Below are 20,213 nucleotides of genomic sequence, written 5' to 3' on the forward strand. Positions count from 1 at the left end.
TGATCCGGCATGGGACAAGCAAACGCCACCCCGAAAACCGAGAAAACACTTACCTTATTGGAAATTCACCAATAGTAAGCTAACCATTGAAATAAAAACAGATATCAGGGTGAAAATATAATTGGGGAAAACCGAAAGGCGCGTCAGCCAGCCTGACGCAACTCTTCCTGCATTTCCTCCACTTCCGGAGATTCGTGGAACTCGGTGTTACGCGGGTCCAGCTCGGAAAGCACCGGAGACGCCTCCGGCATGGCCGGGACAAAGTGCTCCTGCTCCTCCACCGGCACGTCGTCGGTGTGGCTGATCCGGTAGCTAGTGATCACTGCCAGCAACACCAGGAAGCCGGCGTTGCCATAGAACAAGCCGGAGGGCCCCATGATGTTGATTAACTCCGCCATGGTGATCGGCCCGATCACACTGCCAATACCGTAGCTCAGCAAAAGCGTGGCACTGGCGGCGACAATCCGGTTGCTGTCCATGCGGTCGTTGGTGATGGCCACCGCGATTGGGTACAGAGTGGCCGACAGACCGGTAAAAAGTCCTACCAGCAGGGTGAGCAACGCCAGGCTTGCCGCCCCGAAAACGCCAACCCCAACGGCCGAAGCGGAAGCAATCAGTGCCACCCAGAACATCACCCGGCGTCGGTCAAATCGATCGCACACCCGGCCCAATGGCCAGGCCAACAACATGGCAGCAATGATGGCGCTGGCCATGAAGGTCGAAGTTCTGGCCACGTCCAGCCCCACTAACGTGGCGTATACCGGCCCCAGTGCATAGAAGCCGCCAATCATGACGCCGCTGATCAGCGCGCCAGCGACACCGGAAAATGATTCCCGCCCGAGTTTGAAGATCGACATCCGGTGCACCTGCTCAATCGCCGGCGCTTCCATTCGAGTGAGAGCCAGAGGAATCAGGGCGAGAGTCAGCAGGATGGCCGCCAGCGAAAACGGCAGGAAACTGCCCGGGTCACCCACGTTGACAATCAACTGGCCGCCGGCGGCCGACAAGTAGAAAACAATCTGGTAAACGGCAAACAGCGCACCCCGGTTGGCGTTAGTGGCACGGCTGGAGAACCAGCTTTCAATCACCACCAACACACCGGCGATGGTGAAGCCAGACAGTACCCGAAGGACCGCCCAGAAAATCATCGACACCGCCATCGGATACATCAGCGACACCACGGCAGCCATAGCAGCAAATGCCGCAAAGGCGCGGATATGGCCTACCCTGCCAATAATCTTGTGGACATACAGGGTGCCAAGGACAAAACCGATGGAATAGCACACCAGCACCCAGCCAATGACATTGGGTGAGACTTCTTCGATACTCAGGCGAATACCCAGCAGCGTCATCAGAAACGCATTGCCGCTGACCAGCAACACAATGCTGAGGATCAGCGCCGAAAGGGAGGTGACCATTCGGGTCATGAGTGGCTCCGAGTATTGGGTTACATCAGGGTGACAGTAAAGAAAAGATAGCAACGTTATGGGTTGTCTGCTGGTGAGTATTTAACCAGCCATCGCCAGACGACTCCATTAAGCAGTTGCCGAGACCTCGAACCCAGTAGTGGCGCGGTATTTGACAATGTTTTACATTAATGGGCCGTAACAGAACCTGATAGCCGTAGCGGGTAACATAAACATCAAGCTACTTACTCGGACCGTGAGCGCCTGGTTATGAAGAAAACGGACTGGCCCATTCGCTGGGATTTACTGCTTCGCTATCGACTGATTGAAATCATCGCCTTGTGGGAAGGACGCCTGACCACCAACCACATCTGCCACAGTTTCGGCATTGGTCGCCAGCAGGCATCAAAGGATATCAACACCTACTTGCGGGAACTGGCTCCCGGCAACCTGGTTTACGACCGGCACCTGAAAGGTTATGTGCCGGCAGCCGGTTTCAAACCGGTGGTAACACGGGGCCAGGTTAGCGAATATCAAGACCTGCTTGCGCGGCAACAGAGCCTGAGCGACACGTTTTCTGACCTGGAGCTTGGACTGCCGGGCAATGCCGTCATCCCGGAACCGTCCCGGCGCATCGCCCCGGAAACCATGCGGGCTGTGGTTAACGCTACCCGTTATCACCGCCAACTCAAGGCCAGTTACGTGTCCCTGAGCCGACCGGAAGCCGCCGACAGCCTGCTGGAGCCGCATTCACTGGTATGCACGGGTAACAGCTGGCATGTGCGGGCCTGGTGCAATGCCAACCGGGAATTCCGGGATTTCGCCCTGAGCCGTTTTCAGGGCCAGCCGGAGGCACTCCGGCAGAAATCCAGGCACACCGCGCAGCAGGATGAAGACTGGCAACGCCTGGTCACCCTGGAGATCGCACCTGATCAGCGCCTGACCGAGGCGCAACAACAGATCATTGCCAACGACTACGGTATGGAACAGGGCTGCCTCAGCATCGAAACCCGTGCAGCGTTGGCGCCCTATGTCCTGTCCCGGCTCGGAATTACCTTTGACAATAGCCACCCGGACCCACTGGTGCAGCAGCTGGAACTGGCCAACCCGGACCAGCTTGGCTTTGGCAGCAAGCGCGAACGGGCACTCAAAGCGGTGGCCGGTCTCTGCTAGACTGGCCCGGTGACGACACTTTCCAGACTTCTGCTCAACGCCGCCCTCGGCCTGGCTACCACGATCTGCGTCCCGACGCAGGCAGTGGCCGAGGCGTGCGGCGCGCCGGCCACTGCCATCCACGCCATTCAGGGCAGCGGCCCTGCTTCGCCCCTGGTCGGGCAAACCGTCACCGTCGAAGGCATCCTCACCCAGGACAGTCGCCACAAAGGTGGTTTTGGTGGTTTCTACCTGCAACAGGCTGATGCTGAAACGGACCAGAACCCGGCCACCTCCGAAGCCCTGTTCATCTACACACGCCAGGCAGCGGGCAAGCTCGGCCAGCGCCTGCGACTGACAGGGACCGTCAAGGAATATCATGGTCTGACGGAACTGGTGGATGTCGGCAAGCTGACAGTCTGCGGCGAGGGCAAAATGCCCAGGCCCATCGAGGTGTCACTGCCCTGGTCACAACCACCGGAAAGTCTTGAGAACATGCGGGTTCGCTTTGCCGCCCCGCTGACGGTTATTGACCACTACAACCTTGCCCTTTACGGCGAGCTTACTCTGGCCGCCGAGGATCAAGTCATCCCGACGGAATACCTGGCACCGGGGCCAGCAGCCGTCACGCAGGCCCACAACAACCATCAACACCGTGTGTTTCTGGACGATGGCCTGGCCGTGCGCAATCCCGATCCCGTGCCTTGGCCACCGGGCGGGCTTGATGGGCGGAACACGGTACGCGCCGGCGATACCGTCTCGCAACTGCAGGGTGTTCTCGATTTCCGCTTTGGCCAGTGGCGTGTCCAGCCAGACAGGCAACCGGTCTTCAAAGCCAGCAACGAGCGCCCGCAACCACCCGGAAAGCCCGATGACGTCGACCTGCGGATCGTCACCCTGAACCTGGAGAACTACTTCAACGGTAACCGCCAGGGTGCAGGCTTTCCCACTGCCCGGGGGGCAGAGAGCGTGGCAGCCTTCCGGGAACAGAACCAGCGGCTGGTGGCGGCTCTCACCCTGCCAGACCCAGACATACTGGCCGTCACCGAACTTGAAAACGACGGCTATGGCCCAGACAGTGCCGTTGCCGAACTGGCCGCGCGACTTGGCGCCGAGTGGCGTTTTGTGGCGACACCCGGCGATGACGGCTCCGACGCCATTCGCAGCGCCCTGTTATACCGGACAGACCGGGCAACCCCTGTTGGCGATGCCAGCCGGCAGCCGTCAGAGCCCATGGGCAGGCCTCCCCTGGCCCAGATGTTCCAGGCCCGGCATGGCGACCAGGTTGTTCGCATCGTAGTGACGCACCTGAAATCGAAGTCCTGTCGGAACGCCAGCGGCAAAGATTCCGATCAGAAAGACGGCCAGGGCTGTTTCAATTATCGGCGCAGCCAGGCTACCGAAACCATGCTCGACTGGCTTGGCTCACTTCCGGCACCGGACACACTCGCCGGCACCCTGATCACCGGCGACCTCAACAGCTACGCTCAGGAAGACCCGGTGCAGGTGCTTTATCGCCAGGGCTTTACCAGCCTGGTGCACCACTTCCATCCCTGCCAACAGGACCACTGCCCACACCACAGTTACCGATACCGGGGAGAAAAAGGCAGCCTCGACTATGCCCTGGCTTCGGCCAGCCTGCTGCCCCATGTCATCCACGCCCAGGCCTGGAACATCAACGCCGATGAACCCCGGGCCCTGGGCTACGACCAGCCACCTCGGATACCGGTCAGCGGCCCCTGGCGCTCTTCGGATCACAACCCGGTGATCACGGATATCCGGCTGCCATCGCCTTGAACCCGGTTGCCGCACCGACGCCAGATCGGGGCGGGCAGGCAATAGCACCCAACCACAGGGGCGGTAAACTGGAATTCGGATTTACCATCAAGAGGTTGTCGTATCCATGAAAGTCCCGACCCCGAACCTATGGCCGGTCGCCCGCACCGGCCAACGCTGGCTGCTGCGCGCACAACGGCAGGAAGCCATTGTCGACGGCCATCGCATGGTGTTTCTGGAACGTGGCAAACCGGCACCCGGGCGACCAACCCTGGTGTTGATACATGGCTTTGCCGCCATGAAGGAAAACTGGGCCTTCTGGATGCAGAAACTCCCTGCAGACTGGCACCTGCTGGTTCCGGACGTACCCGGACTGGGTGAGAGCCAGTACCATGCTGACGCCTGCTACCGCTATGAAAGCCAGGCCCGACGGCTGAGTGACTGGCTATCCGGCTACGCGACAGACAACCTGCACATTGCCGGCAGCTCCATGGGAGGCGCCATTGCGTCGATTCTGGCCCATAAGCTGGAGCAACCTCCCCGGTCACTGACACTGCTTAACAGTGCCGGTATCCCGGAACATGCGGATGTGGATATTGACGCTCCCTTTGAGTCTGATCGCGATGCCATCCTGATTCCCCAGGACTGGGCCGGGGTCTACCGGATGTTCAACAGTGTGGGCACCGGCAAACCAACGTTACCCGGGCTGGCCATGGCCGGATTACTGGGCCCGGACCTTCTGAACCGCCGACAAGCACTGAGACACATTTTCAACGACATGCTCGCTGACGCCCTGGCTCCGGCCCGGTATCTCGGCCCGGGCACACCACCGCTGCAGGTGCAGTGGGGCGAGAAAGACGTTATCACCCCGACCCGTTGCGTAAACTGGTTCAGAACCGCCACACCAGACGCCGATGTGCATGTATTCCGGGGCGTCGGCCACCTGCCCATGCTGGAAAATCCTGGCCGTTCCGCCAAGGTTCTGGAAACCTTCATCCGGCGCCATAGCCATTGAAATGACTGAACGGAGAGGTGCCGAATTGGCCTCTCTGGCCCATTGACCCGTCAATCAAGTCATGGGGCTGGCCCGGGCAAACGGTCATAATCAGCAATACTGAACACCCTTACATAACAAGAACAGTCGCTGACGAGGAAACCCATGCGCGTCTCAGTTTCTACTGCACAGGATCTGGGCATGCCGGCCATCTACCTGCATACCCTGGCCGAATTGCTGCATACCATTGGAGTGGACGAAAGGGATCTCATTCTTCGGGTCGGTCTTGACCCCACCCGCCTGAACTCAACGGAAGTAAGAGTCAGCCAGGCCCAGGCCAGCGAGTTTGTCACCCGCGCCATTATTGAGAGTGGCGAGCCGGGCCTTGGCATCATGCTCGCCCGGGAGCTCAAGCTCCCCCTGCACGGCGCCCTGGGAACGGCGGTCATGAGCAGCCGAACCCTGGAAGAGGCGCTGGAGCTGATGACCCGCTACCTGACGCTGCGAGCGCCCCACCTGAAAGTTCAGAAACGGGTATCCGGGCAGAACGCCTGGTATAACGTGACCTGCGACATCGAGCTGGGGCCACTGCAGGGTTTTGTGCTGGATGCGGTTCTGTTTGGCTGCGTCACCATGGGCGCCCAACTGACCGGCACCCTGGTGCCCGGCACACGGGTGCTTCGGCGCGGGCCAGAGCCCAACCACTTCCACCGCTTTCGCAATCGTATCGGGGTGCCGGTGGAATACGGCGCGACCGAGAACGCGCTTATCGTGCCCGTCAGCCAGCTTTGCCTGCCAGTGCGATTCAGCGACGACCAGCTTGCTGCCAGTTCACGGGCGCAGTGCGAGGAAGCCCTGAAGCAGTTAAAGGAGGATGCCGGCTTTGCCTGCCGGGTTCGACGGGTCATCGAGACCAGTCATCCGTTTCCTCCAAAACTGGCGCGGGTAGCCGCTACCCTGTTTGTGTCCGAGCGCACCCTGAAACGCCGCCTCCAGGAAGAAGAGGCCAGCTTCCAGCAACTGGTGGATCAGGTTCGCCTTGAGCGGGCCAAGGAACTTCTGGAAAACACGGGCATGAACCTGAGCCAGATTGCCGATGCCCTTGGCTATGCCGATGCGGCCAACTTTACCCGGGCCTTCAAGCGTTGGACCGGTCTGAGCCCCAGCCATTTCCGCACCCGGGAAACGGCCCTGCGCCGAACGGCCTGAAGCATGACCGGAGAGTGCCTGCGGGGCTCACCCGGGCATTCGGTCAGTCAATGCCCAGGATCTTGTGCATTTGCAGGGTCAGGCGCCATTGCGGATGCGCCAGGCAATACTCGGTCGCTTTGCGGGTGTTGCTGCGTTTGACCGGGTCATCATTCTGATCCGGCACAGACGGCGAGGCCATCGGTGACAGGAAATAGTGCCTGGCCCGAATACCCAGAAACCGTTCCGGCTGGGCCAAGGGCTGGGGATACACCAGTTTCAGCTCATCACATTCGGTAATCACCACCTCGGCGTCGGCCTTTGGGCTGACACACAACCAGTCAATTCCCTCCGGTGCCGGCAGGGTACCGTTGGTTTCCACCCCTACTTCGAAACCCGAAGCGTGGAAGGCATCAATCAACGGCTTGTCCAGCTGCAACAGGGGTTCCCCACCGGTGCAAACCACGTAGGGTCGGCCCGGGGCGTCGGGCCAAAGCTTACGAATATGTTCGGCCAGCTCCACAGCAGTCTCGAAACGACCGCCATTCTGGCCGTCAGTACCGACAAAATCGGTATCGCAGAAGTTGCAGACAGCCCCCGCCCGATCCTTCTCCCGTCCGGTCCACAGATTGCATTTGCTAAACCGGCAGAATACCGCTGCCCGGCCCGCCTGGGCACCTTCACCCTGCAGGGTGTAAAACGCTTCCTTTACCCGGTACATCAGGCGCGACTCTCGTAAGCCAGGGGATCTTTCAGGCCATGAGCCGCAAACGCCTCCAGGCGTTCAACGCAGGAGCCGCAGCGACCACAGGCCAGTTCCCGGCCGTTGTAGCAGGTCCAGGTCTGGCTGTAGTCCAGGCCCAGCTTCAGCCCCTCACCCAGGATCTCACCCTTGTCGAGTGCCATGAAAGGCGCCTCAACCGCCACCGGCTGGTAATTCGCCACCCGACACACGGCATCCATTTTCTCGATAAATTCCGGCCGGCAATCCGGGTAGATGGCGTGATCACCGCCATGGGCGCCAAACCAGACCGCTTGTGCACCGGCCGTGACCGCATAGCCGGTGGCCAGCGACAGCAGGATCATGTTGCGGTTGGGCACCACCGTCGACTTCATGCTGTCTTCCTGATAGTGCCCCTCCGGCACCGCAATGTCTGAGGTCAGTGAGGACCCCGCCATCACCTCACTCATGGCGCGGATATCAATCACCTTGTGGGGAATCGCCTCCGCCTGACACACCGCAGCTGCCGCCTCCAACTCCCTTACATGACGCTGCCCATAGTTAAACGACAGGGCATGCACCTTATGGCCACGGGCCCGGGCAAGATGGAGCAGGGTAAAGGAGTCCATGCCCCCGGAATAGATAACGACAACGGTGTCAGTCATGGGGTATTCACCAGGAATAGAAGGGGATTTGTCATTGGGCTTTTACAAACCATGGCTATATTGTAACAGCGCCAGAGCCGCTTGGGTTCGCGTCACGGAAAGATCAGGGGTAAACTCGATGGAAAACGACAAACAGCCAGCAACGATTCAATGAACTCAGACAGCAGCCCGGCATTCATCGACTTTGAAGCATCCAGTCTCGATCTGATCGCAAGCTATCCGATCGAGGTTGGCGTGTGCATGCCCGATGGCAGCCTGCACAGCTGGCTGATTCAGCCGCACGTACTTTGGCAGGACTGGTCAGAGAGCGCGGAAACCATCCACGGTATATCCCGGGCACGGCTGGAGCAGGAGGGCACACAGGTATCGGAGGTGGCCCGTGCCCTGAACCGCCTCCTGCCAGAGCAGATCTTCTGCGACGCCTGGACCTTTGACAGCTTCTGGCTGCACCGGCTGTTCCGGGCCGCCGGCGAAACCCCGGAGTTCCAGCTGGAATCGGTGTCCATGCTGCTGAACCCGGCCCAGGTGCGGCAGTGGTCGGGCACCCGCCAACAAGTCATTGCCGACCTGGGACTACCGGTTCACCGGGCCGCCAACGACGCGCTGATCCTGCACAAAACCTGGGAGCGGGTTACTTGCCTGGGCGAAGCCGCAGTGCGATAACTTCCAGGCCGTCACGAACGGTGTGCAGCGTCCAGTAAGTGGCCAGGGCCATCAGGGCTGCACCCACCACGGTAAACGACAGATTTTCTCCAACTGCCTGCCCCTGGGCCATCATCAGATATACGGCCACAGCGACAATCAACGCAAGCTCAACCATGAAATCGGAACGGAATTTGTTACGGGCAGATCCGGGTTCGTCGGGCATTTTCTTCGGTTTCAACCTCTGGGTTTCGGATAATTCAATGCATTAAGTTAGTGTACGAATTATCGCAAAAACGCCCCCAAGAGGCTGTACGGACTAGTGGCTACGAACTAACCGAAACCACCCTGGCCTGCCAATATCCGGGCAAAAAAAACGCAGCCAATTCGGCTGCGTAGAAAGGAGAGATCCATTCGATACCTGATACGGAGGTACCGCGGATTGCACAACGTAAAAACACGTGACGCTGGGAATTATCCCGATCGACCTTCGCCACGTCTGTACGGGTTTGCCGAATCACCGGGGCTATTGCAAACCGGCCAATTGCCTATACACTGGTAAGTGAACCGAATCCAAAGAGCTGATATGACCAGGATGATTACCAAGACCACCGCTTACTCCGCCACCGGTTGCCGTCACGGGCAGTCTGTGCGCGCCATGGTGAAAGACATCTAACGGCTTTCGGTCAGTCCCGGGAGCCATTGCGGCGACCGGGGCAGCTTCTCTGCCAAACCCCGGTTGCCTCAGGCCCCGGGGTTTTTTGTTTTTGCAGCCGCAAAACGACAAGGAGAACATCATGAGAAGACATCCGACAACCCGTGCAGCCAATCAGCCGATCAGCAATCGTCAGGCTCCGATCAAGCGCCCGGAAAAGCTGCCGCTGCTGGATGCGATTTGCAAGAAACTGAATCAGCGTGTCAACCTGGATGACGAACAGCGGGTGCTGGGCCTGTATGAACGAGGCTGGATTTTCAAAGGGGTTCTGGGCAATCTGGATGGATCCGAAGCGCGTTACGTGCGTGCCCTGGCCACCCGTTATAACTCCTGGATTGCACGCCAGGTCGCCTGATTGCATTGACGATGCGCTGAACCGGTCAGTGGCGCCGGTTCAGCCCCTGCATCATCGCCATATCGCCGCCATGCACGATGGCGTAGTTATTCACCACATCGTGAATTTTTTCCTGGGAGTAGGGCTTGACCACATAACCATTGGCACCGGCACTGATTGCCCGCTGAATGCTTTCAATGGAGTCATCGGCGGTGACCAGCACGATATGCTGATCCTCCCGAATCTGCTTGAAGCGCGTCATTAACTCATGGCCATCTCCATCCGGCAAACCCAGATCCAGCAGAACAATATGGTACTCGCTGGCATCGAAAGCCGCCCGGGCCGAGGCCGCATCCGGGCATTCAGCCACCTGCGTCGCCCCCGCCTTGTAGAGCATTTCAACCAACCGCTCCCGCATCACGGGCTCATCTTCCACTACCAGTATTCTCAGATCCGTCATCCATTGTCTCCTGTATTATCCGCTCCGATCAGTAGCCATCGTTGCCGGTTCGTCTGGGCAAATCCAGGGGCGCGGGCCGGGGACGACCATCTTTCGACGGCGACGTGGCTTCAGACACCTCCGCCCCTGACGGCCCCTGGTTGGTACGCACCAGAATATTGGCGATGCTCACCGCCGTGGTGTAGAGCGAAATGGCCACAATCAACAAGACCGGCTGCACAAACGCCACAAATCCCGGGACCTGTGCGTTGGCTGTGATACTCAGTATCAGGATAATCGCCGGGCCGAGCACCACGAACAACGTCAAGGCAATAAAGAACACAATACGCTCTTTGTAACGCCCAAGCTCTCGATTGGTCACCAGGCCAAGCACAAATTTGCCAATGGCCAGACCCGCCAGTATCGCCGCCGCGATGCTCAGGTCCGGGCGCATCAGCGTCTGGTACAGGTTGCCATCCCACAACCGCTGCATGGCAATCACCAGAAACGGAAACAGCACGAACAGAACGTCGGCGTAGGTACCATACATCATGCTGAGGGAATACTGTTCCTGTTGTTGTCGGTTTTCACTCATTGGCCTGTTCCTGTGTTGTAGCCCATTCACCCGGCGCTCCATGCAGAGCCCGTTCAATCATCTCATCCAGTGTTCTCAGTGCTTTGCCGATTCGCGCCCAATCTGGTGGATCTTCCCGCAGCCGGCTTTCCAGACTGCTCGCCTGGCGCGTCATCAAGGGGTAACCCATGGCCCCGGCGGTGCCTTTGATCTGGTGGCTTTCCATCTGTAATGCGCTCGCATCCCTGGCCCGGAAAGCCACTCGCATACGCTCCCGCCGATCCCCGAGCCCACTGAGAAACCGGGGCACCAAATGCGCCATATCATCGGAGGTGACCGCTGAGGCTGGTGACGCCACCAGGTATCGTTCGAGAATGGCCTGCAAATGCGACTGGTCGATCGGTTTGTTCAGCACCCCATCACAGCCCGCCGCCAGCAGAGCATCGTTCTCGGTCTGATCCCCGGCCGTGAAAGCTATGATCGGCCTGCGGAAACCGGCCTGGCGCAGCAGGCGGGTGGCGGCTACACCGTCCATTTCCGGCATGTGCCGATCCATCAGGACCAGATGCACAGTGTCAGCCAGCGCAAGCCGGACCGCGAGATCACCACTGGCGACCGGAACCGGCTCAACACCAAAGCGCCGTAACATCCGCTCAACCAGCAAACGATTGTCGTCGTTGTCTTCGGCAACCAGCACCTTGCCCGAGTACTGGCGCGTATCGCCCTGATAGTCCTCGGGGCAAACCGTCAGGTACCGGGCCAGCACCTCGTAGAAGCGTTGTTTGTCGATGGGCTTGGCCAGATGCTCATTACAGCCTGCCAACCGGTACTCGGAAATGTCTTCCGTCATTACGTTGGCTGTCAGGGCGATGATTGGGGTATTTACCCCGGCTTCTCTCAAAGCCTGGGTGGCATCCCGGCCGTTCATCACCGGCATCTGGATGTCCATCAGAATCAGATCAAATCGCTCCCGGCTGGCCAATTCCAGCGCTTCGGCTCCGTTACTGACGTGCACCAGCTCGGCACCGGTTCTGTCCACCAGCATGGATACCAGGCGTCGATTCACGTCATTATCTTCAGCACACAGAATCCGGCCTTTGAGCCTGGGGGCCAACACCATGGCAATACCCCGCCGGCGCTGGTTCAACTCCGAGGCGTCACGCAGGAAATGAACGTCGGCAAGGCCCCCGGTACGAATGCAGACGTCAAATTCACTGCCCTCACCGTAGGTGCTGGATACCCGGATGCTCCCGCCAAGCAGCTCGGCCAACCGGCGGGAAATGCTGAGTCCCAAACCTGTCCCGCCGTATTGCCGGGAGATAGCCGTACTGCCCTGGGCGAAGGGATCAAACAGCCGCTCCAGTTGCTCCGGCTTCATGCCAATGCCGGTGTCCACAACCCGGGCACAGAGGATTTCAGCTTCTCGGTCACAGCGCAAAATCAGAGAAATAGTGCCTTTTTCGGTAAATTTAAGTGCATTTCCACACAGATTAATGATGATCTGCCGAAACCGGGTTGGGTCGGTCAGGATCTGCTCGGGCAGGGGAAAGTCACAGATAATGTTAAAGTCCAGGCCCTTTTCCCGGGCCCGGGGTTCGAAAAAGGCGCGAATCTCATCCAGCAAATCCGGCAGCATGACCGGAACCACATCGACATCCAGCTTGTTGGCATCGATCTTCGAGTGGTCGAGGATGTCGTTGACCAGCTCCAGCAGATGCCGGCCACTGCGCACGACGGTCTCGGCGCTGCTGCGTTTTTCCCGTTCATCAAGGTCTGGGTCCAGCAGGGTTTCGCCATACCCGATAATGGCCGCCAGCGGTGTCCGGATTTCATGGCTCATGTTGGCCAAAAACTGACTCTTGGCCTCGGCTGAGTGTCGGGCCAGCTCTTTCTCCAGGCGCTCCTGCTCACGCTCACGCTCGATTCGCTGGCGCTGGTGACTTTCAGTTGCATCAATGCAGGTACCCTCAAGGTGCAGCGGCTCGCCATCCAGATCGTAGGCCGTGTGCAACGAGATGGTGGCCCAGCGTTCAACACCACTACGGGTGAAATAGCGGGCTTCAATACCCTTGACCATGCCCCGGACCTCCAGCTGTTCCACCACCAGGCGCCGCAACCGGTCATCGGCTATACAGGTTTCCAGCACATCCGGGTTGTCCTGCAGTAACTCGCGGCTGCTGCTGTAGCCCAACAACTCGGCCATCGCCGGATTGGCGGTGACAAAGCGCCGGTCTGGCGACATCTGGAAGACCCCTTCAATGGCGTTATCAAACAGTGACTGGTAGCGCTGGAGATTGGCCAGTGCCCTTTGGTTCCAGGCCAGCGCTTCGCCCTGAACCTGCTTGATGCGATCGGCAAGGGCGAAGGAAAACAGAATGATCTGAGCCACTAACCCAAACTGGGGAGCATAGGTGGTGAAGGTGTTCAGGGGCAGATACCCCATGACCGTCAGGGCATAGATCCCAAAACCGATCAGCGCCATGGTCCAGGCAAAGAAGTAGGACCGGGCCGCCGGGTTGTAATAGCGCCATGACAGGTAACTGACCACAATCAGGATCAGGCTCAACAGAATGGACCCCACCACAATCCATTCCATCGCCACCGAGTAGGGCATGAAGAACGACAACACGAAGGTGGCCGTCACCGAATACAGGCACAGGCGGATCACATGGTCCAGGTCCGGGGAACGCTGTTGGGTCTCGAGCAGAGAACGGGCCATCAGCAACCCGAAGAACCAGGTCAGGATGATCTGAAAATGCAGGTAGGCCTTGTCCAGAATCGGTGGCCGGTTGTCCAGCAACTGAACCCCGTGCACCTGTTCGGTGCCGATAAACACCGCCGCGCAGACCAGGTACAGCACATAATAGATGTTGCTGCGTTCCCGGACTGACACAGCAACAAACAGGTTATAGGCGAGGATGGCCAGGATGGCCCCCAACAGCACGCCCCTGACCGCTTCATCGATGGAGACTTTCTCAATGTAACTGTCCGGGTGCCAGAGTGTTACCGGCAACCTGAAGGTATTGGTGGTGGTGGTTCGCAGATACACGGTGGTGGTGGCATCGGGCAACAACTGCAGACGGAAGGTCGGGTTGGGCACGGCCAGATCCCGGTCGTCCCAGTTGTCGAGGTAGCCCGCACGGCGCTGTTCAACCACCCGACCGTCACGCACCACATACAGCCAGACTTCATCCACCAGTGGCAACGCCAGTTCCAGGATCCAGTTGCTGGCAACCTGGCTGCCGCGGGTGGTCAGATCAAAACGGGTCCAGTAGGCCGAGTCGGTATAACCGAAATTGAGCACGCCTCCCCGGTGCAGGCTGAACTGCTCCTCCGGCATAGCCAGGATGTCGTCAATGGCCAGCTCATGGCCGGCGTCTTCCAGATACCAGATACAGCCATCGAGATTACGCACACTGCTGGTCGTACTATCCAGCACCACCGACCCGGCAGGACAGGCGTTTTTCGCCTGCACCAGCGATGGCAGGGAAACAACAACCAGCATCAACAGGGCGACGAGCACCCGGTTGAGCGTTTCGGAAAACCGTTGCTGCAAAATGTGATCTCCGCGCGGGTAGCTGCGTGCTTTATCGTTTATTGTCAGCACAAGTCACTTTAGCCTTTCACCCGTTTTTTCGCACCCCGGGGCCACCTGAAATGAGACATTCCTGCCTTTTTGTTGCCGTTTCCCTGTCCGTCCTCACCCTGTCGGGGTGCCGGATGGAAAGTACCGGTTCCTCCGCGTTCAACCCGGCAACCAATGTTGACCTGGTGTTCTCAACCTTTGACCTGACCAACACCGAGCAGGCGCCGGATACCCTCAGCTTCACCCGGTTCAGCGATTTCTACCAAAGCATACAACCCACTGGCGACGACGCCGACAACGAGGACCACCTGGCTACGGTGGAAGAAATCCGGCGGCATATCGATATCTTCATCGGTGCACAGCCAGACGACACCGGCCAGGACTATACCCGGGTGCGTAACCCGCTGGACCTGATGAACCAGGTGATCAGCGTGGGCGGTATTACCAACTTTGATGAAGGCCGGCGTTATATCCGGGATCGCATCGCGCTGTCCCAGGCCGGCAACTACAACACCCGCAGTGCCGGCGCCCGTATTCGCTTTACCGACCAGGCGGCGTCCTTCAGTCTCCAGCCCCTGAACGACTACGAATGGAACTACCAGACCCTCGATTGGCGATATCTGCCGGAGGGTCCCGAAGGCAGTGACCTTACCGAAAAGGTCTATCGGACCATTCAGTATGTGGCCCGAAGCGTCAACGATGATGTCAGGGAAGAGCAGCCGGAGCTGCTGAGTGTGCTGGCCGGTTCCCGCTTTGACGCCTTGCAGTTTGTTGCCAGTGGCTACAACCAGCCGGAGTATGCCACCGCCGATTACGTCAGCCGGAATCACGGGGGCATTGAACTACGCCAAACCTTTGTAACCGACGCCCAGCTCGACACGCTGTTTATCAAGAATACCGATCAGACGGTACTTAACCTGGACCGATATGAAGAAGACAACACCACCCCTGACTGCTTGCGGGTGGAGATCAACTACGCCATGGATACCGTGCATATCTACACCTCGGATGGCAAGCCTGCCCGTGTACCGGACGACGGGGCGGAAGACGACGATGCAACAAAGCAGAATCCCGATAACTGCGTCTACCAGAGCGAAGATCTCGCCATCGCCACCTGGAACGCAGCGTCGGCCTCAACCCGCAAATAGGCTCACAGGTCCCAGTTCTGCAGAAAGCCTTTCTTCCGGCTGATCATACGCTCGTAGGTGGAGATCATGATGGCCGCATGGGGGGCTTTGGTCAGGCGCAGTGTTTCGATACGGCACTCAAGGCGCTGGACCTCGTCGCAGACCTGCTGTTGCACATGGCTGCGTACGCTGTCGTGCTGGTCCAGCTTGACGCGCTGAAGTTCAGGCGGGGGAAGTTCCGGTTTGTCCATGGTGCCTCATCCTTTGAGTCTGGTGAATAATCCGTTTCAGAATGCCTGATTTTGCAGAACTGTCAGACAAAGTGCAATTAGAATGAAAAAGGTTTCACTTTTACTGACTCAGGCAGCCACCAGCCTTCGCTTGTTTTCCGGCAACACCGGGAACTGCCTGCACACAGTATAGACAAATCTGGCCAGTGCAGGTAAGTGATGACCCACGATCGGAAACCCGGTGTTGAGCAGGCTCACGGAAATATCCCGGGCCGGGTCGGCCCAACACAACTTGTTGATCAGACCGACATGGCCAAAGGCATAACGGCTCTGCTGCCCCCAGAGTCCTACCGGGTTGCCGCCCAGCATCATGCCAGCACTGAAGCGCATGGGGATCATCATGGTACGGTCTATCTGCAATGAACCGAACTGGTGGATGGCACGGCGGATGGTTAATTCACTGCAAATTCGCTGACCATTCCAGACCCCGCCATTGAGCATCATCTGGAAGAACCGGCCCATTTCCTCCGCGGTGCCACAGAGATTACCGGCGGGTATGACCGCCTCCTGGAAGCGCGGGTCGTTGGTGACTTTCTCCACCGTGCGAATGTCTCCGCCCAGGGCCCGGCTGACGATCCACGACAGCGGAAACATCGGGGTCGGGCCGGTGGCATAATTGGTAGCCAGTTCGTGCAGCTTCTCCGGGGCGATTCCGTAAGTGAACCACTTCATACCCATAGGTTTGCGCAGGTACCGGTCCAGATAATTCTCGATGGTATCGCCCGTGACCTTCTCCAAGACCCGCTGCAACACAAAGCCACCGGTAATGGCATGGTAAGCCACCTTCGCGCCATCCACCTCGACCGGTTTGGCAGCGCACAGCAGGCGCCAGATTTCATCACGCTCCCAGAGCACGTCTATGGGGGTCTCACGGGGAATCGCCGGAATACCGCCCCGGTGTGAGAGAATCTGGTGCACGGTGATGGTGCGCTTTCCGTTCTTGGCAAACTCCGGGCAGTAGTAGGAAACCGGGTCCATCAGATTCACCAGGCCCTGCTCTGCGAGCATGTGCATCAGCAGCGCCGTCACCGCCTTGGAGGCGGAGAAATAGCAGATCGGGGTTTCCGTGGTCATCGGCAGCCTGGGCAGAGCGGCGGGATCATGGGGGCCGTTGCCCCGGGTATGGCCCATGGCGCCATGCAGCACCTGCTCGCCCCGGTAACGGAGCGACAGCTGGATTCCCGGGTGCACACCGGTCCGGTACAAGCCCTCCACACTACGCCATACGGATTCCACTACGTCCTGCGGTAAACCAACCCGATCCGGGTGTTCGGTGTCACGATTGCGGAAAGTGACAGAGGTCAGGTCTTCCGGAATATCGCAGGTGTGCAGGGCACGGCGGGCGAGTGAATGCATAACGGACGCCTTTTATCGTTATTGAGAACTGGCCCCTCCCGGGACACTTGCTGAGGCCGACATTTCAGCCTTTATCAGATTTCATTATGAACCGGCTCGATCGGCTGCGCCATGGCCACACAGTTGCGACCCTGCATTTTGGCCTGATACATCGCCTTGTCCGCTGCGCTGCAAAGTGTTTCCACTGTGTGACCATGAACAGGATAAACCGCGACACCCACGCTGATGGTTAATGGCACCGAGTGGCCAGACTCCAGCGGTATCGGCGCGTTACCTACCCGCTGGCGCAAACGCTCGGCGGTATCCCGGGCACCCTCCACATCCATTTCCGGCAGCACAATAACGAATTCCTCGCCACCAAACCGGCCGACGGAATCGACACTTCTTACCCGGTCGGTCAGGATCTCGCTCACCGCACAGAGCACGGTATCACCAGCAGCGTGGCCCCAGCTGTCATTGATGTCCTTGAAGTGATCAAAATCAATCCATAGCAGCGCCATCGGACGTTCATAGCGGCGGGCGCGCTCCAACTCTTCCTCCAGGACTCTGGAGAACTCCCGCCGGTTGAGCAGGCCGGTCAAAGGATCTCGGGTGGCCATCTCCTCCAACTCGGTTTCCAGCTGTTTGCGGTCGGAGATATCCAGCACTATCCCCTCCAGGAAAACACTGCCGTCATCGTGCTCGACACCGCAGCCACGCTCCCAGACCCACACCTTACGGCCGTCTTTGCGGGTAATAGCGTACTCCAGGGAAAAAGACCGGCCTTTGCGCACCGCAATGGCGACCTCTTCGGACACCTGTTCGATTGCATCCGGATCCATCAGGCTGGCATAGCTGACGAGCTTGTTGTTGATCAGGTCGTCGGGCAGATAGCCGGTCAGCTGCTCACAGCCACCAGAAACGAACATCATGGTCCAGCTGTCGTCGTTCCGGCATCGATAGGCCATGCCCGGGAGGTTATCCATCAATACCCGCAGTTGCTGCTCCCTCTGGCGCAGCGCCCGCCGCTGGTCCAGCTGAAGCGACAGCAACAAACGATCCTTGCTGAGCAAGCGCAGCATAACGGTGAATAACACCAGCGCTGTGACCGCGACAAACAAAAACCCTTTCCAGGTTTGCATGGCTGACAGGGACCGGGGGTCCGCAAACCAGATCTCCACCATCCGGTCAGAAAACGTAATCCAGATGATACCTGCCACCAGGTACACCAGGGTGGCCGACAGGGCACGGCGCAAAGGGCTTTGACTGTTACTCCAGCCGGTTTCTTTCCCTTGCTCTGGTTGTTCAGGCTGCATAGTCTTCCTTTTGCCTTGGGGAGCTGTCCTATAGGAAAAGTAGACAGTTTCACACGTTCAGTCGAGGCAAGGTTGCATTTTCCCGGCATTTCCACAAAACTAAACGTGACACATAGTTTTGTTTTGGGCAAAAACAATGATTCAACACCCTCTGCACCATACTCACGCCAGGCTGCTGGTCATTACCAGCCTTGCCTTGATCATTGGCGGTTGTTCACCCTCCGGCCCTTCTGAACAGGCCATCCGGGACTATGCCGAAACAGCCCGTCCTCAAGACCCTGAACTTTCCGGTATCTATCAGCGCTCCTGCATGGCCTGTCACAGCCGGGGCACTTCGGATGCCCCCCTGACCGGTGACAGCGAAGCCTGGAACAGGCGCCTGGAGAAAGGCATGCGCCGCCTGGTGGACAACGTGGTGTCGGGCATGGGTGGTATGCCGCCCTACGGCTTGTGCATGGACTGCGACACCGCAGAATTTCAGGCGCTCATCGAATTCATGGCGCGGCCGGCAGAAACCTGAGGTAGATTCATATGGAACGACGGCATTTTCTGCAATTGCTGGTCAGTACCGCCATCGTCGGGCACACCCGGTCGCTGCAGGCAGCACAGCAAGCGCCGGCACAGGCACAAAGCAACGCCGGGGGCAGCAAGTCCCCTTTGCCTTGGCGTAACTGGTCTGGCTCCCAGCAGTCGGTCCCTGCCATGCGTGTTGCCCCCCGGAGCGTCACCGAGCTGCAGGAACTCCTTGCCGCCCCAAACCATCGACACCTGCCCGTTCGCCCCGTTGGCTCTGGCCATTCATTCTCCGCCCTGGTACCCACCGACGGCATTCTGGTATCCATGGCTCGCCTGAGCGGCGTTCTGGGGCATGATGACAGCCGGTGCCAGGCCAAGGTGGCCGCCGGCACCCTGCTCGGGCAACTGGGCCAACCCCTGGAAGCGATTGACCAGGCCCTGTTCAACATGCCCGATATAGACCAACAATCCCTGGCGGGCCTTCTGGCCACTGCAACCCATGGCACTGGCAGCAAGTTGATGTGCTTGTCTGGCTACGTAACGGCGATGACACTGGTCACCGCCAATGGCGAGCGTATCGAGTGTAGCCAGACCCAGCATCCGGACCTGTTCCAGGCAGCGAGGGTGGGGCTAGGCTGCCTGGGCATTGTGACTGACGTCACCCTGCAAAATACCCGCCCATATCGGCTCCGGAAAACCACCGAATGGCTGCCCATCGAGGACATTCTGGCAACGGCGGACACCCTGGCAGACCAGCATCGCAATTTTGAGTTCTATTACATTCCGTTCTCCGGCATGGGCTTCACCAGCACCCACGACATCACCGATGACCCCCTATCGGCAACCCCAGAACTGGATCAAAACGACGGCGCCCGGGATTTGCAGAAAGCCCGCGACTACCTGGCCTGGTCCCCCAAGCTGCGGCGCTTGATTCTCGGGGGTTATATGCGCACCCTGGCCCGGGAGCAGAAGGTGGCGCCTTCCTGGCAGAACTACACCAGTGACCGCAATGTGCGCTTCAATGAGATGGAGTACCACCTGCCCAGAGAAAACTGGCAAAAGGCCTTCCGGGAGGTGGTGGATATGGTTGAAAACCGTTTCCCGGAGGTGTTCTTTCCCTTCGAGGTGCGCTTTGTGCAAGCCGATGATGCCTGGCTCAGCCCATTCTATCGGCGGGATTCAGTATCCATCGCCGTCCACCGGTTTTTCGAGGATGACTACCAGCCGCTCTTTGCCGCAGTGGAGCCGATATTCCGCCGGTATGGTGGCAGGCCTCACTGGGGCAAGCTGAACACGCTTACCGCCGCTGAACTCCGGGCGCTGTACCCGAAATGGCAGGCATTCTGTGAAGTAAGGAAAAGTCTCGACCCGAACGGCCGTTTCCTGAACCCTTACCTGGCCGGCCTTTTCAGCGACAATACCTCCCACGGATAACCC

General features: G+C 59.0%; 19 protein-coding genes. 9 read left to right on the top strand and 10 right to left on the bottom strand.

Going from position 1 to position 20,213, the window contains the following annotated elements:
* Positions 1–143 precede the first annotated feature (143 nt).
* A complete protein-coding gene (locus tag J122_RS27735; RefSeq protein WP_061331339.1) occupies positions 144–1,427 on the bottom strand; it encodes an MFS transporter in 1,284 nt (427 codons plus the stop codon).
* Positions 1,428–1,676: 249 nt separating this feature from the next.
* Here J122_RS27735 and J122_RS27740 point away from each other — a divergent pair, with 249 nt between their 5' ends.
* From J122_RS27740 to J122_RS27755, 4 genes are all read left to right on the top strand, one after another.
* Entirely contained in the window at positions 1,677–2,579 is a 903-nt protein-coding gene (locus J122_RS27740) for a helix-turn-helix transcriptional regulator (RefSeq protein ID WP_061331340.1), read from the top strand.
* A gap of 9 nt (positions 2,580–2,588) precedes the next feature.
* Positions 2,589–4,355 carry an ExeM/NucH family extracellular endonuclease gene (locus J122_RS27745; RefSeq protein ID WP_061331341.1) on the top strand — a complete coding sequence of 589 codons (1,767 nt, stop codon included), beginning with the start codon at positions 2,589–2,591 and terminating at the stop codon, positions 4,353–4,355.
* Positions 4,356–4,461: 106 nt separating this feature from the next.
* Positions 4,462–5,349, top strand: a complete 888-nt coding sequence (locus J122_RS27750) for an alpha/beta fold hydrolase (RefSeq protein ID WP_061331342.1) — start codon at positions 4,462–4,464, stop codon at positions 5,347–5,349.
* A 144-nt stretch (positions 5,350–5,493) separates the two neighbouring features.
* Positions 5,494–6,537 carry an AraC family transcriptional regulator gene (locus tag J122_RS27755; RefSeq protein WP_061331343.1) on the top strand — a complete coding sequence of 348 codons (1,044 nt, stop codon included), beginning with the start codon at positions 5,494–5,496 and terminating at the stop codon, positions 6,535–6,537.
* A gap of 43 nt (positions 6,538–6,580) precedes the next feature.
* Here the strand turns inward: J122_RS27755 and queE are convergent, their stop codons facing one another.
* Both queE and queC read right to left on the bottom strand, forming a co-directional pair.
* Positions 6,581–7,237, bottom strand: a complete 657-nt coding sequence (queE, locus tag J122_RS27760) for a 7-carboxy-7-deazaguanine synthase (protein WP_061331344.1) — start codon at positions 7,235–7,237, stop codon at positions 6,581–6,583.
* Positions 7,237–7,902, bottom strand: a complete 666-nt coding sequence (queC, locus tag J122_RS27765) for a 7-cyano-7-deazaguanine synthase QueC (protein ID WP_061331345.1) — start codon at positions 7,900–7,902, stop codon at positions 7,237–7,239. Before queC ends, queE begins: the two co-directional genes overlap by 1 nt.
* 150 nt (positions 7,903–8,052) lie before the next feature.
* Between queC and J122_RS27770 the strand changes: the two genes are divergently transcribed.
* Positions 8,053–8,565: a hypothetical protein gene (locus J122_RS27770; RefSeq protein ID WP_061331346.1), complete on the top strand. Its 513-nt coding sequence runs from the start codon at positions 8,053–8,055 to the stop codon at positions 8,563–8,565.
* Here the strand turns inward: J122_RS27770 and J122_RS27775 are convergent.
* Positions 8,534–8,770 (bottom strand): hypothetical protein, encoded by a 237-nt coding sequence (locus tag J122_RS27775; RefSeq protein WP_058092893.1) that lies wholly within the window; start codon positions 8,768–8,770, stop codon positions 8,534–8,536. The genes J122_RS27770 and J122_RS27775 overlap by 32 nt on opposite strands.
* A gap of 571 nt (positions 8,771–9,341) precedes the next feature.
* Here J122_RS27775 and J122_RS27780 point away from each other — a divergent pair.
* Positions 9,342–9,614 carry a hypothetical protein gene (locus J122_RS27780; RefSeq protein ID WP_061331347.1) on the top strand — a complete coding sequence of 91 codons (273 nt, stop codon included), beginning with the start codon at positions 9,342–9,344 and terminating at the stop codon, positions 9,612–9,614.
* A gap of 25 nt (positions 9,615–9,639) precedes the next feature.
* On the opposite strand, the gene J122_RS27785 is transcribed toward J122_RS27780, so the two are convergent.
* From J122_RS27785 to J122_RS27795, 3 genes are read right to left on the bottom strand one after another with little or no spacing between them, the layout of a single operon-like run.
* Positions 9,640–10,053 (bottom strand): response regulator, encoded by a 414-nt coding sequence (locus J122_RS27785; protein WP_061331348.1) that lies wholly within the window; start codon positions 10,051–10,053, stop codon positions 9,640–9,642.
* 28 nt (positions 10,054–10,081) lie between these two features.
* The gene (locus J122_RS27790) at positions 10,082–10,627 is read right to left on the bottom strand and encodes a hypothetical protein (RefSeq protein ID WP_061331349.1); all 546 of its coding nucleotides are present in this window, start codon (positions 10,625–10,627) and stop codon (positions 10,082–10,084) included.
* The gene (locus J122_RS27795; protein ID WP_061331350.1) at positions 10,620–14,162 is read right to left on the bottom strand and encodes a 7TM diverse intracellular signaling domain-containing protein; all 3,543 of its coding nucleotides are present in this window, start codon (positions 14,160–14,162) and stop codon (positions 10,620–10,622) included. The genes J122_RS27790 and J122_RS27795 overlap by 8 nt, the downstream gene beginning before the upstream one ends.
* A 164-nt stretch (positions 14,163–14,326) precedes the next feature.
* On the opposite strand from J122_RS27795, the gene J122_RS27800 reads away from it, so the two are divergent.
* Positions 14,327–15,340, top strand: a complete 1,014-nt coding sequence (locus tag J122_RS27800; protein ID WP_227510092.1) for a hypothetical protein — start codon at positions 14,327–14,329, stop codon at positions 15,338–15,340.
* 2 nt (positions 15,341–15,342) lie between these two features.
* Here J122_RS27800 and J122_RS27805 read toward each other — a convergent pair whose 3' ends face one another.
* From J122_RS27805 to J122_RS27815, 3 genes are all read right to left on the bottom strand, one after another.
* The gene (locus tag J122_RS27805; protein WP_061331352.1) at positions 15,343–15,570 is read right to left on the bottom strand and encodes a hypothetical protein; all 228 of its coding nucleotides are present in this window, start codon (positions 15,568–15,570) and stop codon (positions 15,343–15,345) included.
* A 108-nt stretch (positions 15,571–15,678) separates the two neighbouring features.
* Positions 15,679–16,965 (bottom strand): serine hydrolase domain-containing protein, encoded by a 1,287-nt coding sequence (locus J122_RS27810; protein WP_061331353.1) that lies wholly within the window; start codon positions 16,963–16,965, stop codon positions 15,679–15,681.
* 74 nt (positions 16,966–17,039) lie between these two features.
* Positions 17,040–18,260, bottom strand: a complete 1,221-nt coding sequence (locus tag J122_RS27815; RefSeq protein WP_061331354.1) for a GGDEF domain-containing protein — start codon at positions 18,258–18,260, stop codon at positions 17,040–17,042.
* Positions 18,261–18,396: 136 nt separating this feature from the next.
* Here J122_RS27815 and J122_RS27820 point away from each other — a divergent pair, with 136 nt between their 5' ends.
* Both J122_RS27820 and J122_RS27825 read left to right on the top strand, forming a co-directional pair.
* Positions 18,397–18,780: a c-type cytochrome gene (locus tag J122_RS27820; RefSeq protein WP_061331355.1), complete on the top strand. Its 384-nt coding sequence runs from the start codon at positions 18,397–18,399 to the stop codon at positions 18,778–18,780.
* Between the two features lie 11 nt (positions 18,781–18,791).
* On the top strand, positions 18,792–20,210 hold the full coding sequence (locus J122_RS27825) for a D-arabinono-1,4-lactone oxidase (RefSeq protein ID WP_061331356.1): 1,419 nt from the start codon (positions 18,792–18,794) through the stop codon (positions 20,208–20,210).
* The last annotated feature ends 3 nt before the right edge of the window (positions 20,211–20,213 follow it).

Source organism: Marinobacter excellens LAMA 842 (genome assembly GCF_001574445.1).
GTDB classification, from domain to species: Bacteria; Pseudomonadota; Gammaproteobacteria; order Pseudomonadales; family Oleiphilaceae; genus Marinobacter; species Marinobacter shengliensis.